A 22108-nucleotide genomic window follows, 5' to 3' on the forward strand; every position below is an offset into this window, starting at 1 on the left:
TGCAGGCGCTGGCGGCGGCACTGGAACGGCACAAGCGCTATCCCGAAGCGGCCCGGTCGCGGCGCGCCATGGGCGTCGCGCTGCTGCAGTTCACGGTGATGCGGGATGGCCGCGTCGCGCGCTGGCGCATCGAGCGCAGCGCCGGGGACGCCGACCTCGACCGCGCGGTCGAGGCGATGATCCAGGCCGCCAGCCTGCCCGCCATGCCGACGGGCATGGAGGGCGACAGCCTGGTGATCACGGTGCCCGTGCGCTTCCAGGTCCGGTAGGGATGCGGGGTCGGTGGGGCGACGCCCCGCCTATTCCGCGCGGATGTTGTTCTCCCGCACCACCTGGGTCCATTTCGCCCAGTCCGAGGCCAGCGCCTGCGCGAAGCGGTCGCGCCCGCCGCCGACCGGTTCGCCGCCGAAGCCGCGCACCCGTTCGATCACGTCCGGCTGCTTCAGGATGACGTCCAACTCCGCGTTCATCCGGTCGAGGATCGCATCCGGCGTGCCACGCGGCGCCAGCATCCCGCCCCAGAAGCCGACGGCATAGCCCGGCAGCGTTTCCCCGAAGGTCGGTACGTTGGGGTAGGCGGGGGCACGTTCCGCGCTGGTCACGGCGATGGCCCGCAGCGTGCCTGCCTCGATCTGCGCACGCGGGGTGAACAGCCCGTCATGGGCGACGTCCACCTCGCCGCGCATCAGCGCGGTGATGGAAGGTTGGTTGCCGGTGTAGGGGACCAGTGTCACCTCGACCCCCGTCTGGCGCATCAGCAGCACCATGGCGAGGTGGTTGATCGCCCCGGTGCCGGGGTGGGAGACGGTGAGCCGGCCCTGCCGTTCGCGCGCCAGCGCGATGAACTCTGCCACCGTGCGCGCCGGGAAGTCGGGCCGGCAGACCAGCGCCAGCGGAGAGGATTGCGCGAGCACCACCGGGACCAGCGACTGCACCTGCTCGACCACCGGGGACCGGTTCACCAGCCCGCTGATCAGCGTCGAGGGGGAGGTGTAGAAGAAGGTCGTCCCGTCCGGGGCGGACCGAGCGACATGGTCGGCGGCGACCAGCGTGCTGCCGCCGGGCCGGTTCTCGACGATGAAATTGCCACCCGGAATACGCTCCGACAGTTTCTGCGCCAGCAGCCGCGCCATGATGTCGTTGGCGCCGCCGGCGGCGAAGCCGACCACGATACGCACCGGGCGCGACGGCCAGGCCTGGGCCCATGCCCCGCCCGCCGTCACGATCGCCGGCGCAGCCAGCAGCAGCGTCCGCCGGCCCGATCCCTGGGTCATGCCCGTTCCCTTCCCGTCCGTTCCTGGCGCAACGCTAGCCGCGCTGTTGCGTTCCGGCCATGACCCGCCCCTCTCACACGAACTATACCGTCCGGACGGTTGAATGAACCGTCCGGACGGTATAGATGACTTGATGATGGACACCAGCGAAACGAGCGCGCCTGCCGATGCCCGCACCCGCATCCTCGATGCGGTGGAGGCTCTCGTCGTCCGCAAGGGCGTCACCGGCCTGACGCTGGAAGCCGCGGCGCGTGAAGCCAAGGTGTCGAAGGGCGGCCTGCTCTACCATTTCGCCTCCAAGGAGGCGCTGCTGATCGGCGTGATGCAGCGCCTCGCCGAGACGGTGACGCGCGACTACGAGGACGGCGTCGCCTTGCAGCCCGAGGGCCGTGGCAGGGCCGCCCGTGCCCAGCTCGCCTGGGCCTTCGGGGAAGCGGATTGCTCCCCGGGCCAGGACAAGAACGACCGCATGGCCGCGGTCTGCCTCGCCGCCTTCCACCATGATCCGGTGCTGCTCGACCCGTTGCGCGTGGTGATCGAACGCATGAAGGCCGACCTGATCGCCGATGGGATTCCCCATGGTGTCGCCATGACCATCCAGACCGCGACGGATGGATTGTTCATGGCGCATCTGTTCGGGATGTACCGGCCCACCGAGGCGGACATCCTGGAGCTGCGCGGCACGCTGATCGCGCTGCTGGATCAGCGGCCGTGACACGCCGCGCGCGGCTGCTGATCGGCCTCGCCGCGCTCGGCCTCGCCGCCGGCGGCTATGCCGTGCTGACGCGGGGTGAGGCGACGCGCCAGGCCACCCCGGCCGCCACGACCGCGGCCGGACCGGTCGGCGTCGGCGCGCTCGGGCGGGTCGAACCCGCCTCGCGCATCCGCCGCCTGACCCAGCCGGGCGGCATGGCGGTGACGCGGCTCGACCGGTTGCTGGTCGAGGAAGGCGACACCGTCGCCAATGGCCAGTTGCTCGCCGAATTCGCCGATGCCGGGCAGAAGGACGCATCCGTGGCGCAGGCTGAGGCCGCCGTCGCGGAATACCGCGCGAGCCTTGACCGCATCCGTGCCGCCGGACGACCGACCGAGATCGAGGCGCAGCGCGCCCGCGTCGCGGCGTTGACGGCGCAGGAGGAACTCGCGCTGCGTGAGGCAGAACGGTCCGATCGCCTGGTGCCGACCGGCGCGGGCGCTGTCGCCGCCGCCGATCGCAACCGCGCCGGCGCCGTCCGCCTGGCCGCCGAGCGCCGCCAGGCCGAGGCCGACCTGGCGAGCCTGCTCTCCTCCCGCCCCGAAGACATCGCGCTGGCCGAGGCGCGGCTTGCCGCCGCCGCGGCGGCGCTCGCCAAGGCGCGCGCCGATGCCGAATTGTCGCGCGTGCGTGCACCCTTCGCCGGCACCGTGCTGCGCATCATCGCGCGACCCGGCGATCAGGTCGGCAATGACGGGCTGCTCGAGATCGGCGACCTGACCCGCATGGACATCGTCGCCGATGTCTATGAGACCGATCTGCCGCGCTTGCGCCTGGGCGCCGCAGCGGAGGTGGTGGTGCCGGGCGAGCCGCGCCGCTTCGCCGCGACGGTGCGCGAGATCGGCTGGACGGTGCGCCGACAGACCCAGGCCAATACCGACCCCGTCGCCGCGGTGGACAGCCGCACGGTCGAAGTCCGCCTCGCGCTGGACGAGGCGGGGTCCGAGGCGCTGCGGCGCCGATCCAACATGCAGGTCCAGGTGGCGATCCGCCCATGAACGCGCTGACCAAGACGACGCTGCTGCCCTGGGCGCCGGAAAGGACCGGCGAGGCGCCCGCGGCGCAGCCCGCCGCTGCGGCGGTACCCACGGCGAAGCGGCCCGGGCCGATCGCCACGCTCTGGCTACCGGCCCGGCTGGCGTGGCGGCAGTTGCGCGCGGAACGGGCGCGGCTATTCTCCGCCATGGCCGGCGTGATGTTCGCCGCCGTGCTGGTCTTCATGCAGCTCGGCTTCCGCTCGGCGCTGTTCGACAGCGCGACGCGGCTGCTCTCGGCCATGGAGGCCGAGGTATTCCTGATGAACCCGCTGACCGTGGCAAGCTTCCGCCCCGAGCCGATCCCGCGCATCCGCGCGCATCAGGCCCTCGCCCTGCCCGAGGTCGCGCAGGCCGTGCCGGTCTACATGACCCAGGCGACGTGGCGGAACCCGGTGGACGGGTCGCGCCGCGCCATCCAGATGATCGGTTTCGATGTCGAGGCTGGGGCGATGCATTTCCAGGGCCTCGACGCCATCGGACCGGCCTTGCGGCGGATTGATGCGGTCGGCTTCGACACGCGCTCGCGCCCCGAATTCGGCGATGTCGCGCAGCTTTTCGCTGAGCGTGGACCCTTTGAGGTCCAGGTCGGCAACCGCATGGTCGAGATGGTGGGCCTCGTCACCATCGGCCCATCCTTCGGCGCCGATGGCAACCTGGTGATGAGCGAGGTGAATTTCCGCCGCATGGTGCCGACGCGCACGGCGGCGAATACCGACATCGTCGCCATCCGCCTGAAGCCCGGCGCTGATATCGCCGCCGCCCAGGCCCGGCTGCGCGAGATCCTGCCGCCCGACGTGCTGGTGCTGAACCATGAGGAACTGGTGGCGCATGAGCGGCTCTACTGGGAAACCGCTACGCCGATCGGCTTCATCTTCGCCTTCGGCTCGGTGATGGGGCTGATCGTGGGGATGGTGATCGTCTACCAGATCCTGTTTTCCGACATCGCCAACCACCTGCGCGAATACGCGACGCTGAAGGCGATCGGCTATTCCAACTTCTACCTGGCGCGCGTGGTCATGGCCGCGGCGTTGATCCTCGCCGTCATCGGATTCTTGCCCGGCGCCGCGCTGTCCACCTGGCTGTATGATGTGGTGGCGGATGCGACCTTCCTGCCGCTGACCATGACGGTCGAACGCGCGACGATGGTGTTCGGCCTGATCTTCGGCATGTGCGCCGCGGCCGGGCTGCTGGCAATGCGCAAGCTACGCGACGCATCGCCGGCCGACATGTTCTGATGGACCCGATCCGCATCGAAGGCCTGAACTTCGCCTATGGCGAGGGCGAGTTGCGGCGGCCCGTGCTGCGCGACGTGGCCTTTCGCGTCCATGCCGGCGAGGTCGTGCTGCTGACCGGCCCGTCCGGTTCTGGCAAGACCACGCTGCTGACGCTGATCGGCGCGCTGCGCGGCATGCAGGAAGGATCCTGCCGCGTGCTGGGGCACGAGTTGATGGGCTCGCCGGAATCCGAACGCGTGCTGCTGCGCCGGTCGATTGGCTTCATTTTCCAGAACCACAACCTGCTCGGCTTCCTGACGGCGCGGCAGAACGTAGCGATGAGCCTGGAACTGGATGCGGCGCTGCCTGAGGCCGGGCGGTTGGAGCGCGCCGGCGCGATGCTCGCCGCCGTCGGCCTGGCGGGGCATGAGGACAAGCCACCGTCCAAGCTGTCCGGCGGCCAGCGCCAGCGCGTCGCCATCGCCCGCGCGCTCGTCGGCAATCCCGGCCTGATCCTGGCCGACGAACCAACCGCGGCGCTGGACAAGGTCTCCGGCGCCGAGGTCGCGCATCTGCTGCGCGACATCGCCAAGCAGCGGGGCACGCCGATCCTGATGGTCACGCACGACCCGCGCATCCTCGACATCGCCGACCGCATCGTGGCGATGGAGGATGGGCGGATCGTCGAGAGCGAGGCCAGCGCGGCGGCCTGATCCAAGCCAGGCACCCCGCGCAGGGCACCGCGGCGCGGCACCGACAGCTCCGTGCCACCCCATCGGATCGCGGCGCCGCCGCGATCCGCGAGCGCCGGCGCTTGAGGCACGCAATCAGTTGCTCCCGCCATCCACCACGAAGTGCTGCGCCGTCACCATGGCGCTGTCATCCGCGGCGAGCCACAGCACCATCCGTGCGATGTCATCCGGCTTCAGCGCGCCCTTGAGGCATTGGTTCGCCTGGCTGCGCGCCTCGGCTTCCGGCGTCAGCCACAGCGCGACCTGGCGTTCGGTATGGACCCAACCCGGGACGACCTCGTTCACCCGGATGCGGTCCGCGCCGAGGTCGCGGGCGAGGCCGCGCGTCAGACCGCGCACCGCCGCCTTGGCGGCGGTATAGGCCGGCATGCCGCCGGTCCGGTTCATCCAGGACACCGATCCGAGGTTGATGATCGACCCGCCGCCGGCGTGGCGCATCATCGGCACCACCGCCTGGGCGCAGAAGAACTGGTGGCGCAGGTTGGTCGCCATGCGCTCGTCCCAGTAATCCGGTTCGACCGCCTCGAGCCCATGGCGATCGTCGCGCGCGGCGTTGTTCACCAGCACGGTGATGTCACCGAGCTGCGCACCTGCTTCCGTCACCGCCGCACGCAGGGCCGCGATGTCGCGCAGGTCGCAGGGGATGTACATCGCGCCGGTCGCGGCGGCGACGCGCGCCCCGCCCTCGGCATCGAAGTCGAGGAAGGCGACCTGCGATCCCTGGTCGGCAAAGCGCGCCACGATCTGCGCGCCGATGCCGCTGGCGCCCCCGGTCACCAGCGCGGTGCGGCCCGCGAGGCTGGGGTAGCGGGCGAAATGGTCAGTCATGCGTTCCCTCCGATTCCTACCGGCATTGTTGACAGCGATCGGCGCGAGCGGCGAGCATCACGGCGGGAGACCAAACAACGGGAGAGGCTTTCATCATGCTCAAGCGGAGCCTTGCGGCCGCGTGGGCGCTGTTCTGCGCCGCCATGCCCGGCGGCGCGAACGCGCAGAACAACATTCCGAGCCCGACGCTCGATGCCATCCGCGCGCGCGGCGCGCTCGCCTGCGGCATCAATCCCGGCGTGGCGGGCTTCTCGCTGCCGGACAGCCGCGGCGTCTGGCAGGGCTTCGACACCGAGATGTGCCGTGGCCTCGCGACGGTCATCTTCAACGATCCGTCCAAGGTGCGCTTCGTGCCGCTGTCCTCTTCCACCCGCTTCACGGCGCTGGGGTCGGGGGAGGTCGATGTGCTGTTCCGCACCTCGACCCAGACCATGCTGCGCGACACCACGCTCGGGCTGCGGCACGTCACGACCTATTTCTTCGACGGCCACGGCTTCATGGTGCGCGCCAATGCCGGCGTGACCCAGGCGCGGGAGATGCGCGGGGCGACGATCTGCCTGCTGCAGGGCACGACGAATGAACAGGTCACGGCGGACTACTTCCGCTCGATCAACGTGCCCTTCCAGCCGGTGATCTTCGAACGGCCGGACCAGGCGCAGGCCGCACTTCTGGCCGGGCGCTGCGACGCCTATGGCACGGATGCCTCCTCGCTTGCTGCCATGCGGTCCACCATGCCGACGCCGGCGGACTGGACGGTGCTGCCGGAACGCTTCTCGAAGGAGCCGTATGCCGCCTACATCCGCCGCGGCGACGACAACTGGCACGACATCGTCCGCTGGTACACCACCGCGATCATCGAGGCGGAGGAACAGGGCGTCACCCGCGCCAATGCCGAGGAGCAGCGGCGCACCAGCGTCAACCCGAACACGCGCCGGCTGCTGGGCGTGACACCGGAACTTGGCCAGTCGCTGAAGCTCGACCCGGCCTGGGCCTACAACGTGATCCGCGCCATCGGGAATTATGGCGAGATCTACGAACGCACCATGGGCCCGAACACGCCGGTCGGCCTGGCGCGCGGGCCGAACCGTCTGCACAGCGATGGCGGGCTGCTCTACGCCCTGCCGATGCGCTGACGGGCCGCCACGACACTTCCTCCGCAAACGAACAACTGGGAGACTTCGATGATGCTGAAGCGAAGCCTGGCGACTGCCTTCGCCATTGTATGCGCGGGCCTTGCCGGCGCTGCCCATGCGCAGAGCAACATCCCGAGCCCGACGCTCGATGCCATCCGCGCGCGCGGCGCCGTCAACTGCGGCATCAATACCGGCGTGGCGGGCTTCGCCCTGCCGGACAGCCGCGGCGTGTGGCAGGGCCTCGACATCGATCTCTGCCGCGGCCTCGCGGCGGCGATCCTCAACGACCCGGCGAAGGTGCGCTTCATCCCGCTCTCGTCCTCGACGCGCTTCACCGCGCTCGGCTCGGGTGAGGTGGACGTCCTGTTCCGCACCTCGACGCAGACCATGCTGCGCGACACCACGCTCGGGCTGCGGCACGTCACGACCTATTTCTTCGACGGCCACGGCTTCATGGTGCGCGCCAATGCCGGCGTGCAGCGCGTGCGCGACATGGCGGGTGCCACCATCTGCCTGATCCAGGGCACGACGAACGAGCAAGTGACGGCGGACTACTTCCGCTCCGTCAACGTGCCCTTCCAGCCGGTGGTCTTCGAACGCACGGACCAGGCCGCCGCCGCGCTCGCCGCCGGGCGTTGCGACAGCTTCGGCACGGACGCGTCGCAACTCGCGGGCGTGCGGTCCTCCATGCCCAACCCGCGGGACTGGGCCATCCTGCCGGAGCGCTTCTCGAAGGAACCCTACGGCGCCTATGTCCGGCGCGGCGACGACAACTGGTACGACATCGTCCGCTGGTACACGACCGCCATCATCGAAGCCGAGGAACAGGGTGTGACCCGCGCCAATGCCGAGGAGCAGCGCCGCACCTCGGTCAATCCGAACACGCGCCGCCTGCTCGGCGTCACGCCGGAACTCGGCCAGTCGCTGAAGCTGGATCCCGCCTGGGCCTACAACGCGATCCGCGCCATCGGCAATTACGGCGAGCTCTATGAGCGCACCATGGGCGAGGACACGCCGGTCGCGCTGCCGCGCGGGCCGAACAACCTGCACAGCAATGGCGGACTGCTCTACGCCCTGCCGATGCGCTGAGACGGGAGGGGGGTTCAAGCCTCCCGACCATCGCGTGGCGCCGGCCGCCAGCCGGGCGGCGCCAACTCGAAGCCGGCAAAGCCGAAGGCCGGCGACACGGTGCAGCCCACCAGCGTCCAGCCACCGAGCGATGCCGCGGCCTGCCACCACCCCTTCGGGACCACCGCAACAGGCTGCTCGCCCCGCGACAAGTCGGGGCCGAGCGGCACCGCCGCCACATCCTGCCCGTTTCCCGACATCGACAGCGTGAGCGGGGCGCCGGCATACCAATGCCAGGCCTCCGCGGCATCGACGCGGTGCCAGTGGCTGACCTCGCCCGCCGCCAGCAGGTAGTAGATCGCGGACCCCGCGCCGCGCGACCCATCCGCCGGCGCGTCGCGCCAGATCTCGCGGTAATGGCCGCCTTCCGGATGCGGCGCTAGGCCGAGCGCGGCGATGACCTGCGCAGCCGGCACCGACGTGTCGCGCAGGTCGATCATCGTCAGCCCACCGGCACCGTCCGGGCGAGCGGCGGCAGCTTCGACGCCTCCGCGAACCAGGCGGCGAGCTTCGGATGCGTCTCGCGCCACGGCTCATGCCCGAAGCGGAAGTCGAGGTAGCCGAGCGCGCAGCCCACCGCGATGGCGCCGATGTCGGACAGCCCCTCGGGCGGCGCCTTCTCGAGTACATCGAGCGCGCGGTCGATCGCCGCTTTCTGCCGCGCATCGTAAGCCTTGCGGCCGTCATCCTGCGGATGCGGCATCGACAGTCGCCGCCCCACCGCGGCATCCAGGATGCCATCGGCCGCCGCATGCATGATCTGCGCGGACAGCCGCGCGGCGCTGCCGGTCGGCGGGAACAGCGCGGGTACGTCGCCCAGCGTGTCGAGATACTCGCAGATCACCGGGCTGTCGTAGATCGCCGTGCCGTCATCGGCGACCAGCGCTGGCACCTTGGACAGCGGGTTATCCGCCAGCAGATCGGCCGGAGAGACATGCGGGTTGGTGTTCACCGTCTCGATCCGCCCGGCGATGCCGCGCGCGATGGCGCAGGCCATCACCTTGCGGACGTACGGGCTGGCCGGGGAGTGGTGCAGCTTCATCGGGCGTTCCTCACTTCAGCGGAAATTGTCCTTGGCGGAGCGGATGCGCGCGAGCGTCGCCACATCCTTCGCACGCAGGAAGGGGTTGGCGTCCAGCTCCTGCCCGATCGTCGTCGGCACGGTCGCTCGGCCCTCGGCGCGCTGCATCGCGATCTCATCGGCGCGGGCGCGCAGGGCGGGGTTGTCCGGTTCGACCGTCAGGGCGAAGCGGGCATTGCTCTCGCTGTATTCATGGCCGCAGCAGACCAGCGTTTCCGGCGGCAGGGCGGCCAGTGCCTGCAGGCTGTCGAACATCTCCGCCGCCGTGCCTTCCAGCAGCCTTCCGCAACCCAGCGAGAACAGCGTGTCGCCGCACAGCAGGATGGCGCATTCGGGGAAGTGGTAGGCAATGTGCCCACGGGTGTGGCCGTCGCTCGCCAGGACCTCGGCCGGCACGCCCAGCACGTCGACCGTCTGGCCCGGTTCCACCACGACATCGAGGTGGGGCAGCCGATGCGCATCCGCCTTGGCGCCCATCACCTTCGCGCCGTATCGGGCCACGAGGTCCGGCACGCCGGCGACGTGGTCGCCGTGATGATGCGTCAGCAGGATGAGGTCGAGCTTGCCGCCCGCCGCATCCACCGCCGCGATCACCGGGCCGGCTTCCCCCGGGTCGCAGATCGCCAGCCGCCCATCGGGCGCGCGCAGCAACCAAGTGTAGTTGTCCGACAGGCAGGGCAGAGCGGTGACGGTGATCGGCATGGCAGGCAAGTCCCCAATGCGCGGGAGGGAATCCCAAGGCGCGCGTCTGTCCCCTATATCCCTCGCATGGGTGGAGAGGTCCACGGCTTCGAAACATTCTACGCCTCGCCCGGCGGGGCGATGGCGGCGCGGCTGCTCGCCCAGCGATTGCGGGCGCTGTGGCCGTCCCTGCGCGGCCAGGCGCTGCTCGGCGTCGGGCATGCCGTGCCCTACCTGCCGCTGTGGAAGGCCGAGGCGGCGCGAGCCATTGCCCTGTCCCCGGCGCAGCTCGGCCCGGATGCGCCGCGGCCGGACGCCGCCATCCTGGTCGCCGAGGAGGAGGCGCTGCCCTTTCCCGACCTGTGCTTCGACCGCGTGCTGTTGGTCCACGGCCTGGAAATGGCCGAGAACGCCCGCCGCCTGCTGCGCGAGGTCTGGCGCGTGCTGAAGGATGACGGGCGGCTGCTGGTGGTCGCTCCGAACCGCCGGGGCCTGTGGGCGCATGCCGAGCACACGCCCTTCGGCCATGGCCAGCCCTATTCCCCCGGCCAGGTGACGCGGCTGCTGGAACGGCACCTGTTCCGCGTCGAACGGCGCGATTCGGCGCTGTATGTGCCGCCCTATGCACCCTTCCTGCGCGCCGGTGGGGTCTGGGAGGCCTGCGGCCAGGCGGTGTGGCCAGCGCGCCATGCGGGGCTCGCGATCGTCGAGGCACGGAAGAACCTGCTGGCGGTGACGCCAGCGGGGCGGGTCGCGGTGGGGCGGAACGTGGTCGTGCAGGCGTGACGCGGCCGGAGAGGGGCGTCGCCCCTTTCCGCCCCTCCCGTTTGACGCCCCCGCCCACCCCGACGAACCTTCGGGCCATGCGGGATGGAATCGCCTGGTCGAACGACCTACTCACCATCGCGGCGCGCTTCGGCGACCGCGTGGCTGTCACTGATGGCGTCGCGGAGATGAGCTTCGCCACGCTCGCCGCGCGCGCCCATGCGCTGGGCCACCGGCTGCGCGCGGCGGGCATCGCGCCGGGCGCGCCCGTCGCGACCCTGGTGCCGAACGGGGTCGAGGCACCCTGGGTCAGCGCGGGGGTGACGATTTCCGGCGCCGCCGAGGTGCCGGTGAACGCCCATTCCACCGATGCCGAGATCCTCTGGTTCGCCGAACTGACCGGTTTCCGCCGCATCCTCGCACCACAGGCGCAGGCCGAACGCCTGACCGCGCTTGGCTTCGAGCCCTGGCCGATCGAGGCCATCGCCCCCGACCCCGCCCCCACCGCCCTGCCGCCGGTGCCGGGCGATGCCTGGGGAAGGCTGATCTTCACCTCCGGCACCACCGGCAGGCCCAAGGCCATCGTGCACACCCATGCCGGGCGCTGGACCGCGCACCTGCTGCAGCGCGCAGTGCTGCCCTTCACGCCCGGGCGCGGCGACCGTGTGCTGCTGATGACGCCCTACGTCCACGGCGCTTCCCTGATCGCCGCCGCCTGGCTGGAACAGGGGGCTGAGGTGGTGCTGCAGGACGGTGTGCGGGCCGAGGCGATCGAGCCGATCCTCGCCGCCGGGCCCTCGGCCATCTTCGCGCCGCCGACGGTGCTGGCGAAGATCCTCTCGCTGTTCCCCGGCCGGCGCTTCGACGGGGTGCGCTGCATCTTCACCGGCACCTCGACCCTGTCGCGCGAACTCTGGCGCCGCGCGGCGGAAGCCTTCGGCCCGGTGGTGCGCGTCACCTATGGCATGAGCGAGTGCTTCAACCCCATCACCGTGCTGGAAGCACCGGAGGTGGCGGAGGTCATGACGGCCGACGACCGGGGCCTCGGTGCCTGCCTCGGCTGGCCGGCGCCAGGGGTCGAAGTGACCATCCGCGCCGAGGACGGGGTGCCGCTGCCTGCCGGCGAGCCCGGCGAGATCTGGCTGCGCGGCCGCCACATGAATGCCGGCACGATCAGCGCGGCGGGCTTCGCCGCCCGGCCGCCCGGCGCCTGGCACCGCACCGGCGACCTCGGCGCGGTCGATGCGCGCGGGCGGCTGCACCTGTCGGGCCGCGCGGCGGATGTCATGAAGTCCGGCGGCTACCGCATCCATCCCGGCGAGATCGAGACCGTGCTGGATGGCGCGGCGGGTGGTCGGGCGATCTGCGTGGTCGGCCTGCCCTCCGATTACTGGGGGGAGGTCATCGTCGCGGTCGCCGAGAACCCGCCCGCGGACTGGCAGGACGATGCTGCCGCGCGCGTTGCCGCGCTGGCGCGACCGAAGCACCCGCGCGCCTGGCTGGCGCTGCCCGAATTGCCGCGCAACGCCCAGGGGAAGGTGGTGCGCGCCCGGGTGCGGGAGGCGATCCTCGCCACCCATGCGCTGGAGGACGGGCCGCGCCCGCGCCTTGTGGCGCTGAAGCCGCAGTAACACGCCAAGCCGGCAGCCGACCGCCGGCGCGCGCAATCCTTGCTTGCGGCGAATGGTTTACCATCCGATCATCCGATCGGCTCTATTCTGGAGGATCGGGTATGTTTTCTAGACGCATCCTGGGCGCCGCGGCCGTCCTGGCCGTTCTCGGTGCCGGCGGCGTCGCGGCGCAGAACTACAATCTGCGGCCATCCTTCGGCACGGCGAATCTGCGCTTCAACTTCGCCCCGGATCCCTTCGTGGTGAATGTCACGGCCGGCGGCACCATCCCGGCCGAGCGCATCGGCGGGCCGGGCTGCGTCGGTTCCATCGCCCAGCCACCCGATGTGCGGTTGAACTACCAGGCGGGCGGCGGGCTGCCGCTGTGGATCGGCGCGCGGTCCAACTACGACGTGACCCTGGTGGTGAACCTGCCAAACGGCCAATGGGTCTGCAACGACGACTTCCAGGGCACCAATCCGGGTATGGTGTTCCGCCAGCCCATGTCCGGCCAGTACGACATCTGGGTCGGCAGCTATGATCGTGGCCGCGGCATCCCGACGCAGGTCTTCTTCTCGGAAGTGCCGCCGCGCTGACGCTGCACGCCCCGCTTCGGGACAGCCTCCCGGGGCCTGCCCCGCATCCCTGCCGGCAATGACCGACGGGCCAGGGGGCTCCGACAGAGGAAGGCGCCAGGACGGTGCCTTCCCCGCCAGCCCCCGGCAGCGGCCGGGCGCCCTTGTGGCACTGGTGACGACATGCTGAAGGGCAGCATCCGGCGGGCCAACCGCCGATGCGTAACGACTGGGAAGGAACATCCGCCATGACGCAAACGCGTCGCGCCGCACTCTCGCTGTTCGCCGCCACGCTGCCCGGCCTCGCCGCCGCGCAGTCCCAGGGTGCCTGGCCGAACCGGCCGATCCGCATGGTGATCCCCTGGCCGCCGGGCCAGGCGACCGACCTCGCCGGGCGCGTCATCGCGCAGCGCCTGCAGGAACGGCTCGGCCAGCCCGTGGTGCCGGAGAACCGGGCGGGTGCCGGCGGCACCATCGGCTCGGACGTGGTCGCGAAATCGGCGCCGGATGGCTACACGCTGCTCGCCGGCTCCTCGGGGCCGCTCACCATCTCGCCGCTGCTGCAGCGCCTGCCCTTCGATTCGACCCGCGACATCGCGCCGATCGCGATGTTCGGCGTCTCGCCATACCTGCTGGTCGTGAAGCCGGACTTCCCGGCGCGCAACGTCCAGGAATTCATCGCCCTGGCGAAGGCACGGCCCGGCCACTACACCTTCGGCTCCTCGGGCACCGCGGCGACGGCGCATCTGATCATCGAAGCCTTCAATGCCGCTGCCGGGATCGAGGCACTCCACGTCCCATTCGCCGGAAGTGCGCCGTCCATGACGGCCCTGATCGGCGGGCAGATCAGCTACAGCATCGAGACGATGGCCGCGACCTGGCCGCTGGTCCGCCAGGGGGCGCTGCGCGCGCTCGGCATCTCGCTCGCCGCGGGCAGCACGCTGGCGCCGGGTGTCGAGCCCTTCGCCAGCCAGGGCGGCACCCTGGCCGGCTTCGACGCCGGCGCCTGGGTCGGGCTGATGGGCCCGGCGGGGCTGCCGCAGCCGATCCACGACCGGCTGGCGGCCGAGGTGGTCGAAGGCATGGCCCAGCCCGATGTGCGCAGCCGCTTCGAGAGCATCAGCGTCGAGCCGATCCCGCGCGCGGGCGCGGCCTTCGTCACCTACCTGCAGGAGCAGCGCACGCTGTTCCTGCGCATCATCCAGCGGGCGAATATCCGGCTGGATTGAGATGGGACCCGCAACGGCCCTGCCGTTGCGGGTTCAGGCATTCACTGCCACTTCGCGCGCGGGCCGCCCGTCAGCGCCGCGCGCCATGCCGGCAGGCCATCGACGAACCCCACGATGCCAGGGCGGCCCGCCTGCGAAGCGCGGCTACGACAGCGCCCGCACCAATTGCCACAGGCCGAAGCCGATCGCGGTCCAGAGCGCGAGGGAAGCCAGGAGCACCATCGAGAAGCGTGCCAGTGGCGAATCCCAGATCGTGATGCGCCGCTTCGTCGGCGGACCGTCCGTATTGTCCACGACAAGCTGAAATTGCCGCTGCGGCGCGGCCGGAACCCGGCCGTCTGCACGCCCTGGGTCAAGCATTGGTCGTTGGGAATCAATCATGGACAAGCAATGCTAGGAGGCTCTGCTTGCCTATCGGTTCTTCCTTCGATCCAATCAGCGTGGATTAACGTAGAAATAACGTTGCGATAGACGCGCTGCAGGCCGCCAATTTCGCCAGGTCCGGGACATTTCCGTGCCGCGGGGGTGGCGCTCAGCGCGACAGCCCCATCGCCCGCGCCGCGAAGAATCGCTTGAGCGCCGGCAACCGGTCCACCGCCGCGATGCCCAGCCGCCGCGCCAGGCGCACCGGCGGCAGCCGCGAGGTGAACAGCCGCTCCAGCACATGCGTCGTGCCCAGCATGACCAGGCTGTCCGGCCGCCGCGCCGCCTGGTAGCGCGCCAGCAGCGCCGGACTGCCCGGATCCTCCCCGGCCCTGACCGTCTCGACCACCATCTCGGCCAGGGCGGCGACGTCGCGGAAGCCGAGGTTCAGCCCCTGCCCGGCGATCGGGTGGATGCCATGCGCGGCATCGCCCACCAGCGCGAGGCGTTCCGCCGTGTAGCGGGCCGCATGCATGGCCGTCAGCGGATAGGCCCAGCGCCGCCCGATCGGCGTCACGGCGCCCAGGTGATTGCCGATCCGCGCCGCGATCTGCCGTCCATAGGCGGCGTCGTCGAGGGCGAGGCAGCGCTTCGCCACCGCCGTCCGTTCGGTCCAGACGATGGCGCTGACATGCGGATGGCCGGGGATGCCGTGCATGGGCAATTGGGCGAAGGGCCCGTGCGGCAGGAATTGCTCGAGCGCCTGGTTGTGGTGCGGCTTTTCGTGCGCCACCGCGCCGACGATGCCCATGCAGTGGTAGTCGATCCGCGTCACCGGGATGCCGGCGGCGCGGCGCAGCGGCGAATGGCGCCCCTCGGCACCGACCACGAGGCGGGCGCGGATCTCCTGCCCATCGGACAGGCGAATGGCGACACCTTCGGCACGACGTTCCACCGTCGCGGTGGCCGGCGCGAAGACCGAAAGCTCCGGCAGCAGCGGCAGCCGGGCATTCAGCGCGACGCGCAGCGCCCGCGCCTCGACCAGCCAGCCGAAGGGTTCGCCGGCCAGCTCGGCATGGTCGAAATGCAGCGCGAGTGGCGAGGCACGTTCCCCCGGCCGCCCATCGGCGACGCGGATGCCGAGGATGGGGCAGGGTTCCTCCGGCAATTGGTCCCAGACCCCCGCGGCATCGAGCAGGCGGCGGGAGGTCGCGGCGATCGCATAGGCGCGGCCATCGAAGGCCGGCAATTCCATCGGCGGCAGCGGCGCGGCATCAACGACCGCGGCGCGCACGCCGCCGGCGGCGAGCGCGGCGGCCAGGGTGGCGCCGACCGGGCCGGCGCCAAGGATGCAGACCTCGACTTCGAGCGGAGTTCTCATGCGCCAAATCTAGGCCGGAAGCGCCTGGCCGGCATCATGCACCGATATTGTGCATCTGCCCGATTTCGCGGCGCCCGATTCCGCGCCATGCGCGGCAGCCGCAGGTTGCGGCGGGTTCCGCCTGTGGCACGGGTCTTGGAAGTCATCCTCCCGTCCGCCGCAGAGAGGGAACAGGACGGCGCCATGAAACTGGTTATGGCTGTGATCAAGCCTTTCAAGCTGGACGAGGTGCGCGAAGCGCTCACCCCGCTCGGCGTTCAGGGGCTGACGGTGACCGAGGTGAAGGGTTTTGGCCGGCAAAAGGGCCAGACCGAGATCTACCGAGGCGCTGAATACCATGTGAGCTTCCTGCCCAAGGTGAAGATCGAGGTCACCGTTCCGGCCGAGCTCGCCGATGCCGTCGTCGAGGCGATCGCCACGACCGCGCGCACCGGCAAGATCGGCGACGGCAAGATCTTCGTCCTCGATGTGGAGCGCGCGCTGCGCATCCGCACGGGCGAGACCGACAACTCGGCCCTGTGAGGCCGGCGATCATGCACGGAAAGGAAACGACGAACGTGAAGCGCATGTTCGCGCGCGGCGGCCTCGCCGCCGCCTCACTGCTGCTTGCGGCGATGCCCGCGATGGCGCAGGAGGCCCCGAAGGTGGATACCGGCGACGCCGCCTGGATGCTCACCTCCACCGCCCTGGTGCTGATGATGACCATCCCGGGCGTCGCACTCTTCTATGCGGGCATGGTCCGCAAGAAGAACGTGCTCGCCACCATGATGCAGTCCTTCTTCATCACCGCCCTCGTGACGGTGCTGTGGATGGTGGCCGGCTACTCCATCGCCTTCGGCGAGGGTGGCCAGTATTTCGGCGACTTCTCGCGCGTCATGCTGACCGGCCTCGCGGAGAACTGGGACAAGCCCTTCACGCTCGGCACGGGCGACGCGGCGGTGGCGATGACCATCCCCGAGAGCGTCTTCCTGATGTTCCAGATGACCTTCGCGATCATCACCGCCGCGCTGATCACCGGCGCGGTGGCGGACCGCATGAAGTTCTCCGCGCTGGTCGTGTTCATCACGTTGTGGTCGCTGCTGGTCTATGCGCCGATCGCGCATTGGGTCTGGCATCCGAATGGCTGGCTGTTCGCCCTCGGCGCGCTCGACTTCGCGGGCGGCACGGTGGTGCACATCAATGCCGGCGTGGCAGGCCTGGTGGCCGCGCTCGTGCTCGGCAAGCGCATCGGCTACGGCACCGAGAACATGTCGCCCTTCAACCTGGGCCTCGCGGTGATCGGCGCCTCCCTGCTGTGGGTGGGCTGGTTCGGCTTCAATGCCGGCTCGGCCGCGTCCTCGGGCGGCGGGCGCGCGGGCATGGCGATGCTGGTGACGCAACTCGCCGCCGGCGCGGCCACCCTCGCCTGGGTGTTCGGCGAATGGGTGACCAAGGGCAAGCCCAGCGTGCTCGGCGCCATCTCCGGCGCGGTGGCGGGGCTGGTCGCCATCACCCCGGCGGCGGGCTTCGTGCTGCCCGGTTCCGCGCTGATCATCGGCCTCGCCGCCGGTCTCGCGGGCTTCTGGGGTGCGACGGCGCTCAAGCATGCGCTCGGCTACGATGACAGCCTGGACGCCTTCGGCGTGCACGGCATCTGCGGCATCGTCGGCGCGCTGCTGGTCGGCTTCCTCGCCTATGGTCCGCTCTCCGCCACCACGGCGGCGCCGGACGGGTCGGGCGGCTCGATGGAGCAGTTCATCAAGCAGTGCACGGCGGTGGGTGCGACCATCGTCTTCACGGCGGTGGCGACCTTCATCCTGCTCAAGGTCGTGGATGTGATCGTCGGACTGCGCGTGACCGAGGAAGAGGAGCGCGAAGGCCTCGACGTCACGCTGCATGGCGAGCGGCTGAACTGAGACCACGCGCCTTCGGGCGGGTTGGATTGGAGGGGCGCGGCGGGCAACCGTCGCGCCCTTTCCGCTTCCGGAGCCGTTGTGGCGCGATCCGGCAGCGCGTAGGCAGCAGCCATGATTCTTGGACGCTGGGGCGAGGTCGGGGTGTTGGCCCTCGCCCGCACTTCGATGGGCGCGCAGTTGCAGGTGGTCGGCGCACTCGGGCCACTGCTGATCGGTGGCCTGGTTGCAGATTGGGCGGCGCTTGGGACGCTGATCGGAGCCTATTCCCTGGCCGGCGTCTTCGTCGCATTGCCGGCGGGATGGCTGCTGGCGCGCTTCGGGGACCGGGTGGTGCTGCTCGGCGGTCTCGGGTTGATGGCCTTCGGTGGCGTGCTGCTCGCGCTGGCGCCAGATTTTGCCCTCGCGCTTGTCGGACGGCTGATCTCCGGGGCAGGCGGCGCACTGCTGACCATCGCCGGCGCGAAGATGGTGCTGGACCGCTTCACGGGTGCTTCGGTGGCACTGGCCATGGGCATGATGCTGATGGCCTGGCCCTTCGGCATCGGCCTTGCGCTGCTGGTGTTGCCCTTGCTGGGTGAGGATTGGCGCGCAGGGCTGTGGCTCTCCGCGGGTTTCTGCAGCCTCGCCTTCCTCCTGCTAACTGTCACCGTCCGCGGCGCCGGGCCGCAGGCCGCCACGCATCGCCGGATGTGGTTGCTGCGCGCTGAATGGCGGCCGCTGCTGGCACTCGGCGTCGTTTGGGCCGGATACAATGCGTCCTTCGCCGTCGCGGTCGGCTTCACGCCCGCCTTCCTGGTGGCGCAGGGAATGAGTCGCGCCGAGGCCGGTGCGCTCGCGTCGCTAATCGGCTTTTCCATCCTGCCCCTGCAACCGATGGGCGGGGCGATCGCGGAGCGGCTGGGCCGGCCGATGCTCGTCTGCGTGCTGTGCCTGCTCGGCATGGTGGCCGCACTTGCCGCCACCGCGGCCGGTGCGCCGGCCTGGCTGACCCTGCCGGCCTTCGGCCTGCTGGCTGCGCCGCCCTCGAGCCTGATCATGGCCTTCGCCGGGCGCGCGCTTTCCGCCGAGAGCCGGGCCTTCGGCATGGGCGTGCACTACACGGTGTTCTATCTCGGGCTCGCCCTGTTGCCGCCTTTCGCGGGCTTCGTGCGTGATCTGACCGGCTTGCCTGCAGCACCGCTACTGACGGCGGCGGGATTCCTGGCCGTCTGCCTGACCGCCCTTGGCATCTACGCCAGTGCGATGCGACGGCAGAAAGCCATGTAGACCCTACTCGAAGGCCGGATCCACGGGCACTCGCAGCGCTTCGGCCAGGCGATTCGTCTCCGCCGCCATGCCGAGCACCGCGAGCAGTTCGCCATGCATCTCCGCCGTCATCCCCCTGGCCTGCGCGGCCGCAGTGTGGGACGCGATGCAATAGGTGCAGCCCGCCGCCGCCGAGGCGGCGAGATACAGCATCTCCTTCACCAGCGGGTCGAGTGCACCGGGCGCCATCACCTGCTTCAGGCTGTCCCAGGTGCGGGCGAGCGTCGGCGGATGTACCGCGATCGCCTTCCAGAAATTGTTGACGTCGGCGACGCCGCGCGTCGCCTTGATGTCGTCGAACACCGCCCGGACCTCGGGCGGTGCTTCGTCGTAGGACACCAGCCGCGTCATGCGAAACCCTCCGCCATCATGCGGCCGGTGCCGGACCTGGCGAACGGTCCCTCAGGCAGCTTCGCCGGTGCTCGCCAGTTCCAACCGGTAGCCGCCGGTCTCCGTCACCAGGATGCGCGTCTCGGCCGGGTTCGGCTCGATCTTCTGCCGCAGCCGGTAGATATGCGTCTCGAGCGTATGGGTGGTGACGTTGCTGTTGTACCCCCAGACCTCGTTCAGCAGGATCTGCCGCGGCACGGGCTTGCCGCCGGCGCGATACAGGAACTTCAGGATCGCCGCCTCCTTCTCGGTCAGGCGGAGCCGCTTGCCGCTGGCCGGGTCGTGCAGCTGCTTGGCGGCCGGGCGGAACAGGTAGGGCCCGATCTGGAAGATCGCGTCCTCGCTGCTGTCATAGACGCGCAGCTGCACGCGGATGCGCGCCAGCAGCTCGGCCAGGCGGAACGGCTTGGCGATGTAGTCGTTCGCCCCGGCATCGAGGCCGCTGACGATATCAGCCTCCCCATCCGATCCGGTCAGCATGATGATCGGCATGCGCAGCCCGCCGCGGCGCACCCGCACGCAGAAATCCCGCCCATTGCCGTCCGGCAGCGTCAGGTCGAGCAGCATCAGGTCGAAACGGCTGCCCGGAGTGGCCAGCATCGCCTCCGCCTCCGCGAGACGCCCGGCCACGGCCGGTTCGAACTCAGAGTCCAATGCCAGCTGATCCGCGAGGGTGCCGGCCAGTGCTGCATCATCCTCGACGATAAGAACAGGACGCGGCCCTGCCATTCCTCAGCATCCCCTCATCTAGTGCCGTTTTGCCGACCCCCCGGCGTAACGGCGGAGTATGTTCGACGTATGAACTGCCCGACACGGTTGTGCCAGCGCCCACGCCGCCCCCGGCGCGAAATCGCACATCTGTGATTGCGACTTCACTCATCTGGACGGGTTGGCGCAACGTACCACATCCAGGGGCCAGTGTGCCGCCTTCGGCGCGCCATATTCAGGGCGCGCCATCGAAACAACGATGGAACGCCTTACCATGACGCCACACGGCGGCCTTGCCTCGGAGCCCCTGCCCGACGTGACGGGCGATCCCCGCGTATCCGCCCTGCGGCAGGTTCACCGCGCCATGGCCGAGTTGCGGCGCGGCACCCCGGTCCTGCTGCGCGGACCCGATGCGTGCCTGATCGTCGCGGCGGCGGAGACGGTCGGCGCGCTCGGCCTGGCGGAACTGGCCGCGACCGCGCGCGTCGCCCCGGTGCTGTTGCTCGCCCCGGTGCGGGCGGCGGCGGTGCTGCAGCGCCCCGTCCCGCATGCCCCGGATGATGAGGGTGCCGTCGCGCTGCGCCTCCCCCCCGCCCTGACCGCGCCCGAGACGCTGCGCAGCCTGGCCGACCCGACCGCCGAGCGAATCCTGCCCGAACTGCCCGAACGCGTGCCCGCCCCGCCGCTCGCCCAGGCGGCGATCGCGCTTGCCAAACTCGGCCGGCTGCTGCCCGCCCTGGTCGCCGCCCCGGCCAGCGAGGCCACTGCGGAACGCCTTTCCCTGCTGAGCGTGACGGCGGCCGACATCCTCGCCTATCCCGCCACCGCCGCGACCTCCCTGGCGCGCGTCGCCGAGGCCCGCGTGCCGCTGGAGGACGCGCCGGAAGCGCGCATCATCGCCTTCCGCGCGTCCGAGGGCGGCATCGAGCACTTGGCGATCCTGATCGGCACGCCCGAGAAGACCGCGGCCGAAGGTGGCGCGCCACTGGTGCGCGCGCATTCGGAATGCTTCACCGGTGACCTCCTGGGATCGCTGCGCTGCGATTGCGGGCCGCAGCTGCGCGGCGCCATCGCCCGCATGGCGCAGGACCCCGAAGGGGGCGTGCTGCTGTATCTCGCGCAGGAAGGCCGCGGCATCGGGCTGGTGAACAAGCTGCGCGCCTATACGCTGCAGGATGGTGGGCTCGACACGCTCGATGCCAATCGCGCGCTCGGCTACGGCGCCGATGAGCGCAACTTCCTCGTCGCCGCCACCATGCTGCGCGCCGTCGGCGTCGAGCGCGTGCGCCTGCTGACCAACAACCCCGACAAGATCGCCGGCCTCGCCGCCTGCGGCATCGAAGTGCTAGGCCGCGAGGCGCATGCCTTCGATCCGAACGGGGTGAACGACCACTATCTGCGCACCAAGGCACGGCGCTTCGGCCACCTGCTGCCCGAATGAGCGGGACGGCCCGCGTCACCGCGGACGGGCTGCTGCGCTTCCAGGGGCAGACGCTGCGCTGCGCCCTTGGGCAGGGCGGCATCAGCGCGACCAAGCGGGAAGGCGACGGTGCCACCCCCACCGGGCTGCTGCCGATCCGCCGCGTGTTCTGGCGCGCCGATCGCGGCCCGCGCCCGGCCACCACCCTGCCGGTCGAACCCATCGCGCCCGATGACGGCTGGTGCGACGACCCCGCCGACGCTGCCTACAACACCCGCATCCGCCTGCCGCACGCCGCGCGGCACGAAAGGCTGTGGCGGGATGATGCGGTCTATGACGTGATCGGCGTGCTCGGCTGGAACGACGCGCCCGTGCAGCGCGGGCGCGGCAGCGCGATCTTTCTGCATGTCGCACGGCCCGGCCTGGCGCCCACGGAAGGGTGCGTGGCGCTGCCGGAGGCGGAACTACGGCGGTTGCTGGCGGCGGGGATGGACGCGGTCGAGGTCTTGGGCTGACAGGTTGGAGGGGCTTTGCCCCTCCAAACCACCCCACCAAAGGGCAGTGCCCTTTGGAATGCCGGTTTTT

At 70.5% G+C, this 22108-nt stretch carries 25 protein-coding genes; 16 read left to right on the plus strand and 9 right to left on the minus strand.

Annotation, left to right across the window (positions count from 1 at the left end; genetic code table 11):
• Nucleotides 1-269: energy transducer TonB (locus AC2YHJ_RS17655; protein WP_487397404.1), on the plus strand; the 269-nt coding region annotated here is incomplete at its 5' end.
• A gap of 30 nt (nucleotides 270-299) precedes the next feature.
• On the opposite strand, the gene AC2YHJ_RS17660 is transcribed toward AC2YHJ_RS17655, so the two are convergent.
• Entirely contained in the window at nucleotides 300-1274 is a 975-nt protein-coding gene (locus AC2YHJ_RS17660; RefSeq protein ID WP_487397405.1) for a Bug family tripartite tricarboxylate transporter substrate binding protein, read from the minus strand.
• Nucleotides 1275-1407: 133 nt separating this feature from the next.
• Between AC2YHJ_RS17660 and AC2YHJ_RS17665 the strand changes: the two genes are divergently transcribed.
• Genes AC2YHJ_RS17665 through AC2YHJ_RS17680 form a run of 4 tightly spaced genes read left to right on the plus strand, consistent with a single transcriptional unit; the run spans nucleotide 1408 to nucleotide 4992 of the window.
• Nucleotides 1408-1989 (plus strand): TetR/AcrR family transcriptional regulator, encoded by a 582-nt coding sequence (locus tag AC2YHJ_RS17665; protein WP_487397406.1) that lies wholly within the window; start codon nucleotides 1408-1410, stop codon nucleotides 1987-1989.
• Nucleotides 1986-3026 carry a hypothetical protein gene (locus AC2YHJ_RS17670; RefSeq protein WP_487397407.1) on the plus strand — a complete coding sequence of 347 codons (1041 nt, stop codon included), beginning with the start codon at nucleotides 1986-1988 and terminating at the stop codon, nucleotides 3024-3026. The genes AC2YHJ_RS17665 and AC2YHJ_RS17670 overlap by 4 nt, the downstream gene beginning before the upstream one ends.
• Nucleotides 3023-4300, plus strand: coding sequence for an ABC transporter permease DevC (gene devC, locus AC2YHJ_RS17675; protein WP_487397408.1), 1278 nt, complete (start codon nucleotides 3023-3025; stop codon nucleotides 4298-4300). The genes AC2YHJ_RS17670 and devC overlap by 4 nt, the downstream gene beginning before the upstream one ends.
• Nucleotides 4300-4992, plus strand: a complete 693-nt coding sequence (locus AC2YHJ_RS17680; protein WP_487397409.1) for an ATP-binding cassette domain-containing protein — start codon at nucleotides 4300-4302, stop codon at nucleotides 4990-4992. Before devC ends, AC2YHJ_RS17680 begins: the two co-directional genes overlap by 1 nt.
• A gap of 114 nt (nucleotides 4993-5106) precedes the next feature.
• Here AC2YHJ_RS17680 and AC2YHJ_RS17685 read toward each other — a convergent pair whose 3' ends face one another.
• Nucleotides 5107-5859: an SDR family NAD(P)-dependent oxidoreductase gene (locus AC2YHJ_RS17685; protein ID WP_487397410.1), complete on the minus strand. Its 753-nt coding sequence runs from the start codon at nucleotides 5857-5859 to the stop codon at nucleotides 5107-5109.
• 95 nt (nucleotides 5860-5954) lie between these two features.
• Here AC2YHJ_RS17685 and AC2YHJ_RS17690 point away from each other — a divergent pair, with 95 nt between their 5' ends.
• Together AC2YHJ_RS17690 and AC2YHJ_RS17695 are read left to right on the plus strand one after the other, a co-directional pair.
• Nucleotides 5955-6992, plus strand: coding sequence for an amino acid ABC transporter substrate-binding protein (locus tag AC2YHJ_RS17690; protein WP_487397411.1), 1038 nt, complete (start codon nucleotides 5955-5957; stop codon nucleotides 6990-6992).
• A 48-nt stretch (nucleotides 6993-7040) separates the two neighbouring features.
• Nucleotides 7041-8081 carry an amino acid ABC transporter substrate-binding protein gene (locus AC2YHJ_RS17695; RefSeq protein ID WP_487397412.1) on the plus strand — a complete coding sequence of 347 codons (1041 nt, stop codon included), beginning with the start codon at nucleotides 7041-7043 and terminating at the stop codon, nucleotides 8079-8081.
• A gap of 14 nt (nucleotides 8082-8095) precedes the next feature.
• Here AC2YHJ_RS17695 and AC2YHJ_RS17700 read toward each other — a convergent pair whose 3' ends face one another.
• From AC2YHJ_RS17700 to gloB, 3 genes are read right to left on the minus strand one after another with little or no spacing between them, the layout of a single operon-like run.
• On the minus strand, nucleotides 8096-8560 hold the full coding sequence (locus tag AC2YHJ_RS17700; protein WP_487397413.1) for a cupin domain-containing protein: 465 nt from the start codon (nucleotides 8558-8560) through the stop codon (nucleotides 8096-8098).
• A 2-nt stretch (nucleotides 8561-8562) separates the two neighbouring features.
• Nucleotides 8563-9162 carry a glutathione S-transferase N-terminal domain-containing protein gene (locus AC2YHJ_RS17705; RefSeq protein ID WP_487397414.1) on the minus strand — a complete coding sequence of 200 codons (600 nt, stop codon included), beginning with the start codon at nucleotides 9160-9162 and terminating at the stop codon, nucleotides 8563-8565.
• Nucleotides 9163-9177: 15 nt separating this feature from the next.
• The gene (gloB, locus tag AC2YHJ_RS17710; protein WP_487397415.1) at nucleotides 9178-9903 is read right to left on the minus strand and encodes a hydroxyacylglutathione hydrolase; all 726 of its coding nucleotides are present in this window, start codon (nucleotides 9901-9903) and stop codon (nucleotides 9178-9180) included.
• A gap of 66 nt (nucleotides 9904-9969) precedes the next feature.
• Here gloB and AC2YHJ_RS17715 point away from each other — a divergent pair, with 66 nt between their 5' ends.
• From AC2YHJ_RS17715 to AC2YHJ_RS17730, 4 genes are all read left to right on the plus strand, one after another.
• Nucleotides 9970-10668, plus strand: coding sequence for a methyltransferase domain-containing protein (locus tag AC2YHJ_RS17715; RefSeq protein ID WP_487397416.1), 699 nt, complete (start codon nucleotides 9970-9972; stop codon nucleotides 10666-10668).
• Nucleotides 10669-10745: 77 nt separating this feature from the next.
• The gene (locus tag AC2YHJ_RS17720; RefSeq protein WP_487397417.1) at nucleotides 10746-12278 is read left to right on the plus strand and encodes a class I adenylate-forming enzyme family protein; all 1533 of its coding nucleotides are present in this window, start codon (nucleotides 10746-10748) and stop codon (nucleotides 12276-12278) included.
• Between the two features lie 101 nt (nucleotides 12279-12379).
• Complete coding sequence (locus tag AC2YHJ_RS17725; protein WP_487397418.1) at nucleotides 12380-12853, plus strand: hypothetical protein; 474 nt, start codon at nucleotides 12380-12382, stop codon at nucleotides 12851-12853.
• A gap of 227 nt (nucleotides 12854-13080) precedes the next feature.
• Nucleotides 13081-14061, plus strand: a complete 981-nt coding sequence (locus AC2YHJ_RS17730) for a Bug family tripartite tricarboxylate transporter substrate binding protein (protein WP_487397419.1) — start codon at nucleotides 13081-13083, stop codon at nucleotides 14059-14061.
• 144 nt (nucleotides 14062-14205) lie between these two features.
• On the opposite strand, the gene AC2YHJ_RS17735 is transcribed toward AC2YHJ_RS17730, so the two are convergent.
• Complete coding sequence (locus AC2YHJ_RS17735) at nucleotides 14206-14355, minus strand: hypothetical protein (protein ID WP_487397420.1); 150 nt, start codon at nucleotides 14353-14355, stop codon at nucleotides 14206-14208.
• A gap of 238 nt (nucleotides 14356-14593) precedes the next feature.
• A complete protein-coding gene (locus tag AC2YHJ_RS17740; RefSeq protein WP_487397421.1) occupies nucleotides 14594-15805 on the minus strand; it encodes a UbiH/UbiF/VisC/COQ6 family ubiquinone biosynthesis hydroxylase in 1212 nt (403 codons plus the stop codon).
• Nucleotides 15806-15988: 183 nt separating this feature from the next.
• Between AC2YHJ_RS17740 and AC2YHJ_RS17745 the strand changes: the two genes are divergently transcribed.
• The 3 genes from AC2YHJ_RS17745 to AC2YHJ_RS17755 all read left to right on the plus strand — a co-directional run bounded on the left by AC2YHJ_RS17745 (nucleotide 15989) and on the right by AC2YHJ_RS17755 (nucleotide 18966).
• On the plus strand, nucleotides 15989-16327 hold the full coding sequence (locus AC2YHJ_RS17745; RefSeq protein ID WP_219765190.1) for a P-II family nitrogen regulator: 339 nt from the start codon (nucleotides 15989-15991) through the stop codon (nucleotides 16325-16327).
• Nucleotides 16328-16371: 44 nt separating this feature from the next.
• Nucleotides 16372-17700 carry an ammonium transporter gene (locus AC2YHJ_RS17750; RefSeq protein WP_487397514.1) on the plus strand — a complete coding sequence of 443 codons (1329 nt, stop codon included), beginning with the start codon at nucleotides 16372-16374 and terminating at the stop codon, nucleotides 17698-17700.
• A 111-nt stretch (nucleotides 17701-17811) separates the two neighbouring features.
• Nucleotides 17812-18966, plus strand: a complete 1155-nt coding sequence (locus AC2YHJ_RS17755; protein WP_487397422.1) for an MFS transporter — start codon at nucleotides 17812-17814, stop codon at nucleotides 18964-18966.
• A 3-nt stretch (nucleotides 18967-18969) separates the two neighbouring features.
• On the opposite strand, the gene AC2YHJ_RS17760 is transcribed toward AC2YHJ_RS17755, so the two are convergent.
• Nucleotides 18970-19356, minus strand: a complete 387-nt coding sequence (locus tag AC2YHJ_RS17760; protein ID WP_487397423.1) for a carboxymuconolactone decarboxylase family protein — start codon at nucleotides 19354-19356, stop codon at nucleotides 18970-18972.
• A 51-nt stretch (nucleotides 19357-19407) separates the two neighbouring features.
• Nucleotides 19408-20124, minus strand: coding sequence for a response regulator transcription factor (locus AC2YHJ_RS17765; protein WP_487397424.1), 717 nt, complete (start codon nucleotides 20122-20124; stop codon nucleotides 19408-19410).
• A gap of 253 nt (nucleotides 20125-20377) precedes the next feature.
• Here AC2YHJ_RS17765 and AC2YHJ_RS17770 point away from each other — a divergent pair, with 253 nt between their 5' ends.
• Entirely contained in the window at nucleotides 20378-21544 is a 1167-nt protein-coding gene (locus tag AC2YHJ_RS17770) for a GTP cyclohydrolase II (protein WP_487397425.1), read from the plus strand.
• The gene (locus tag AC2YHJ_RS17775; protein WP_487397426.1) at nucleotides 21541-22038 is read left to right on the plus strand and encodes a L,D-transpeptidase family protein; all 498 of its coding nucleotides are present in this window, start codon (nucleotides 21541-21543) and stop codon (nucleotides 22036-22038) included. The genes AC2YHJ_RS17770 and AC2YHJ_RS17775 overlap by 4 nt, the downstream gene beginning before the upstream one ends.
• Nucleotides 22039-22108: the final 70 nt, after the last annotated feature.

This window comes from Roseomonas sp. SRI_022 (genome assembly GCF_057586215.1).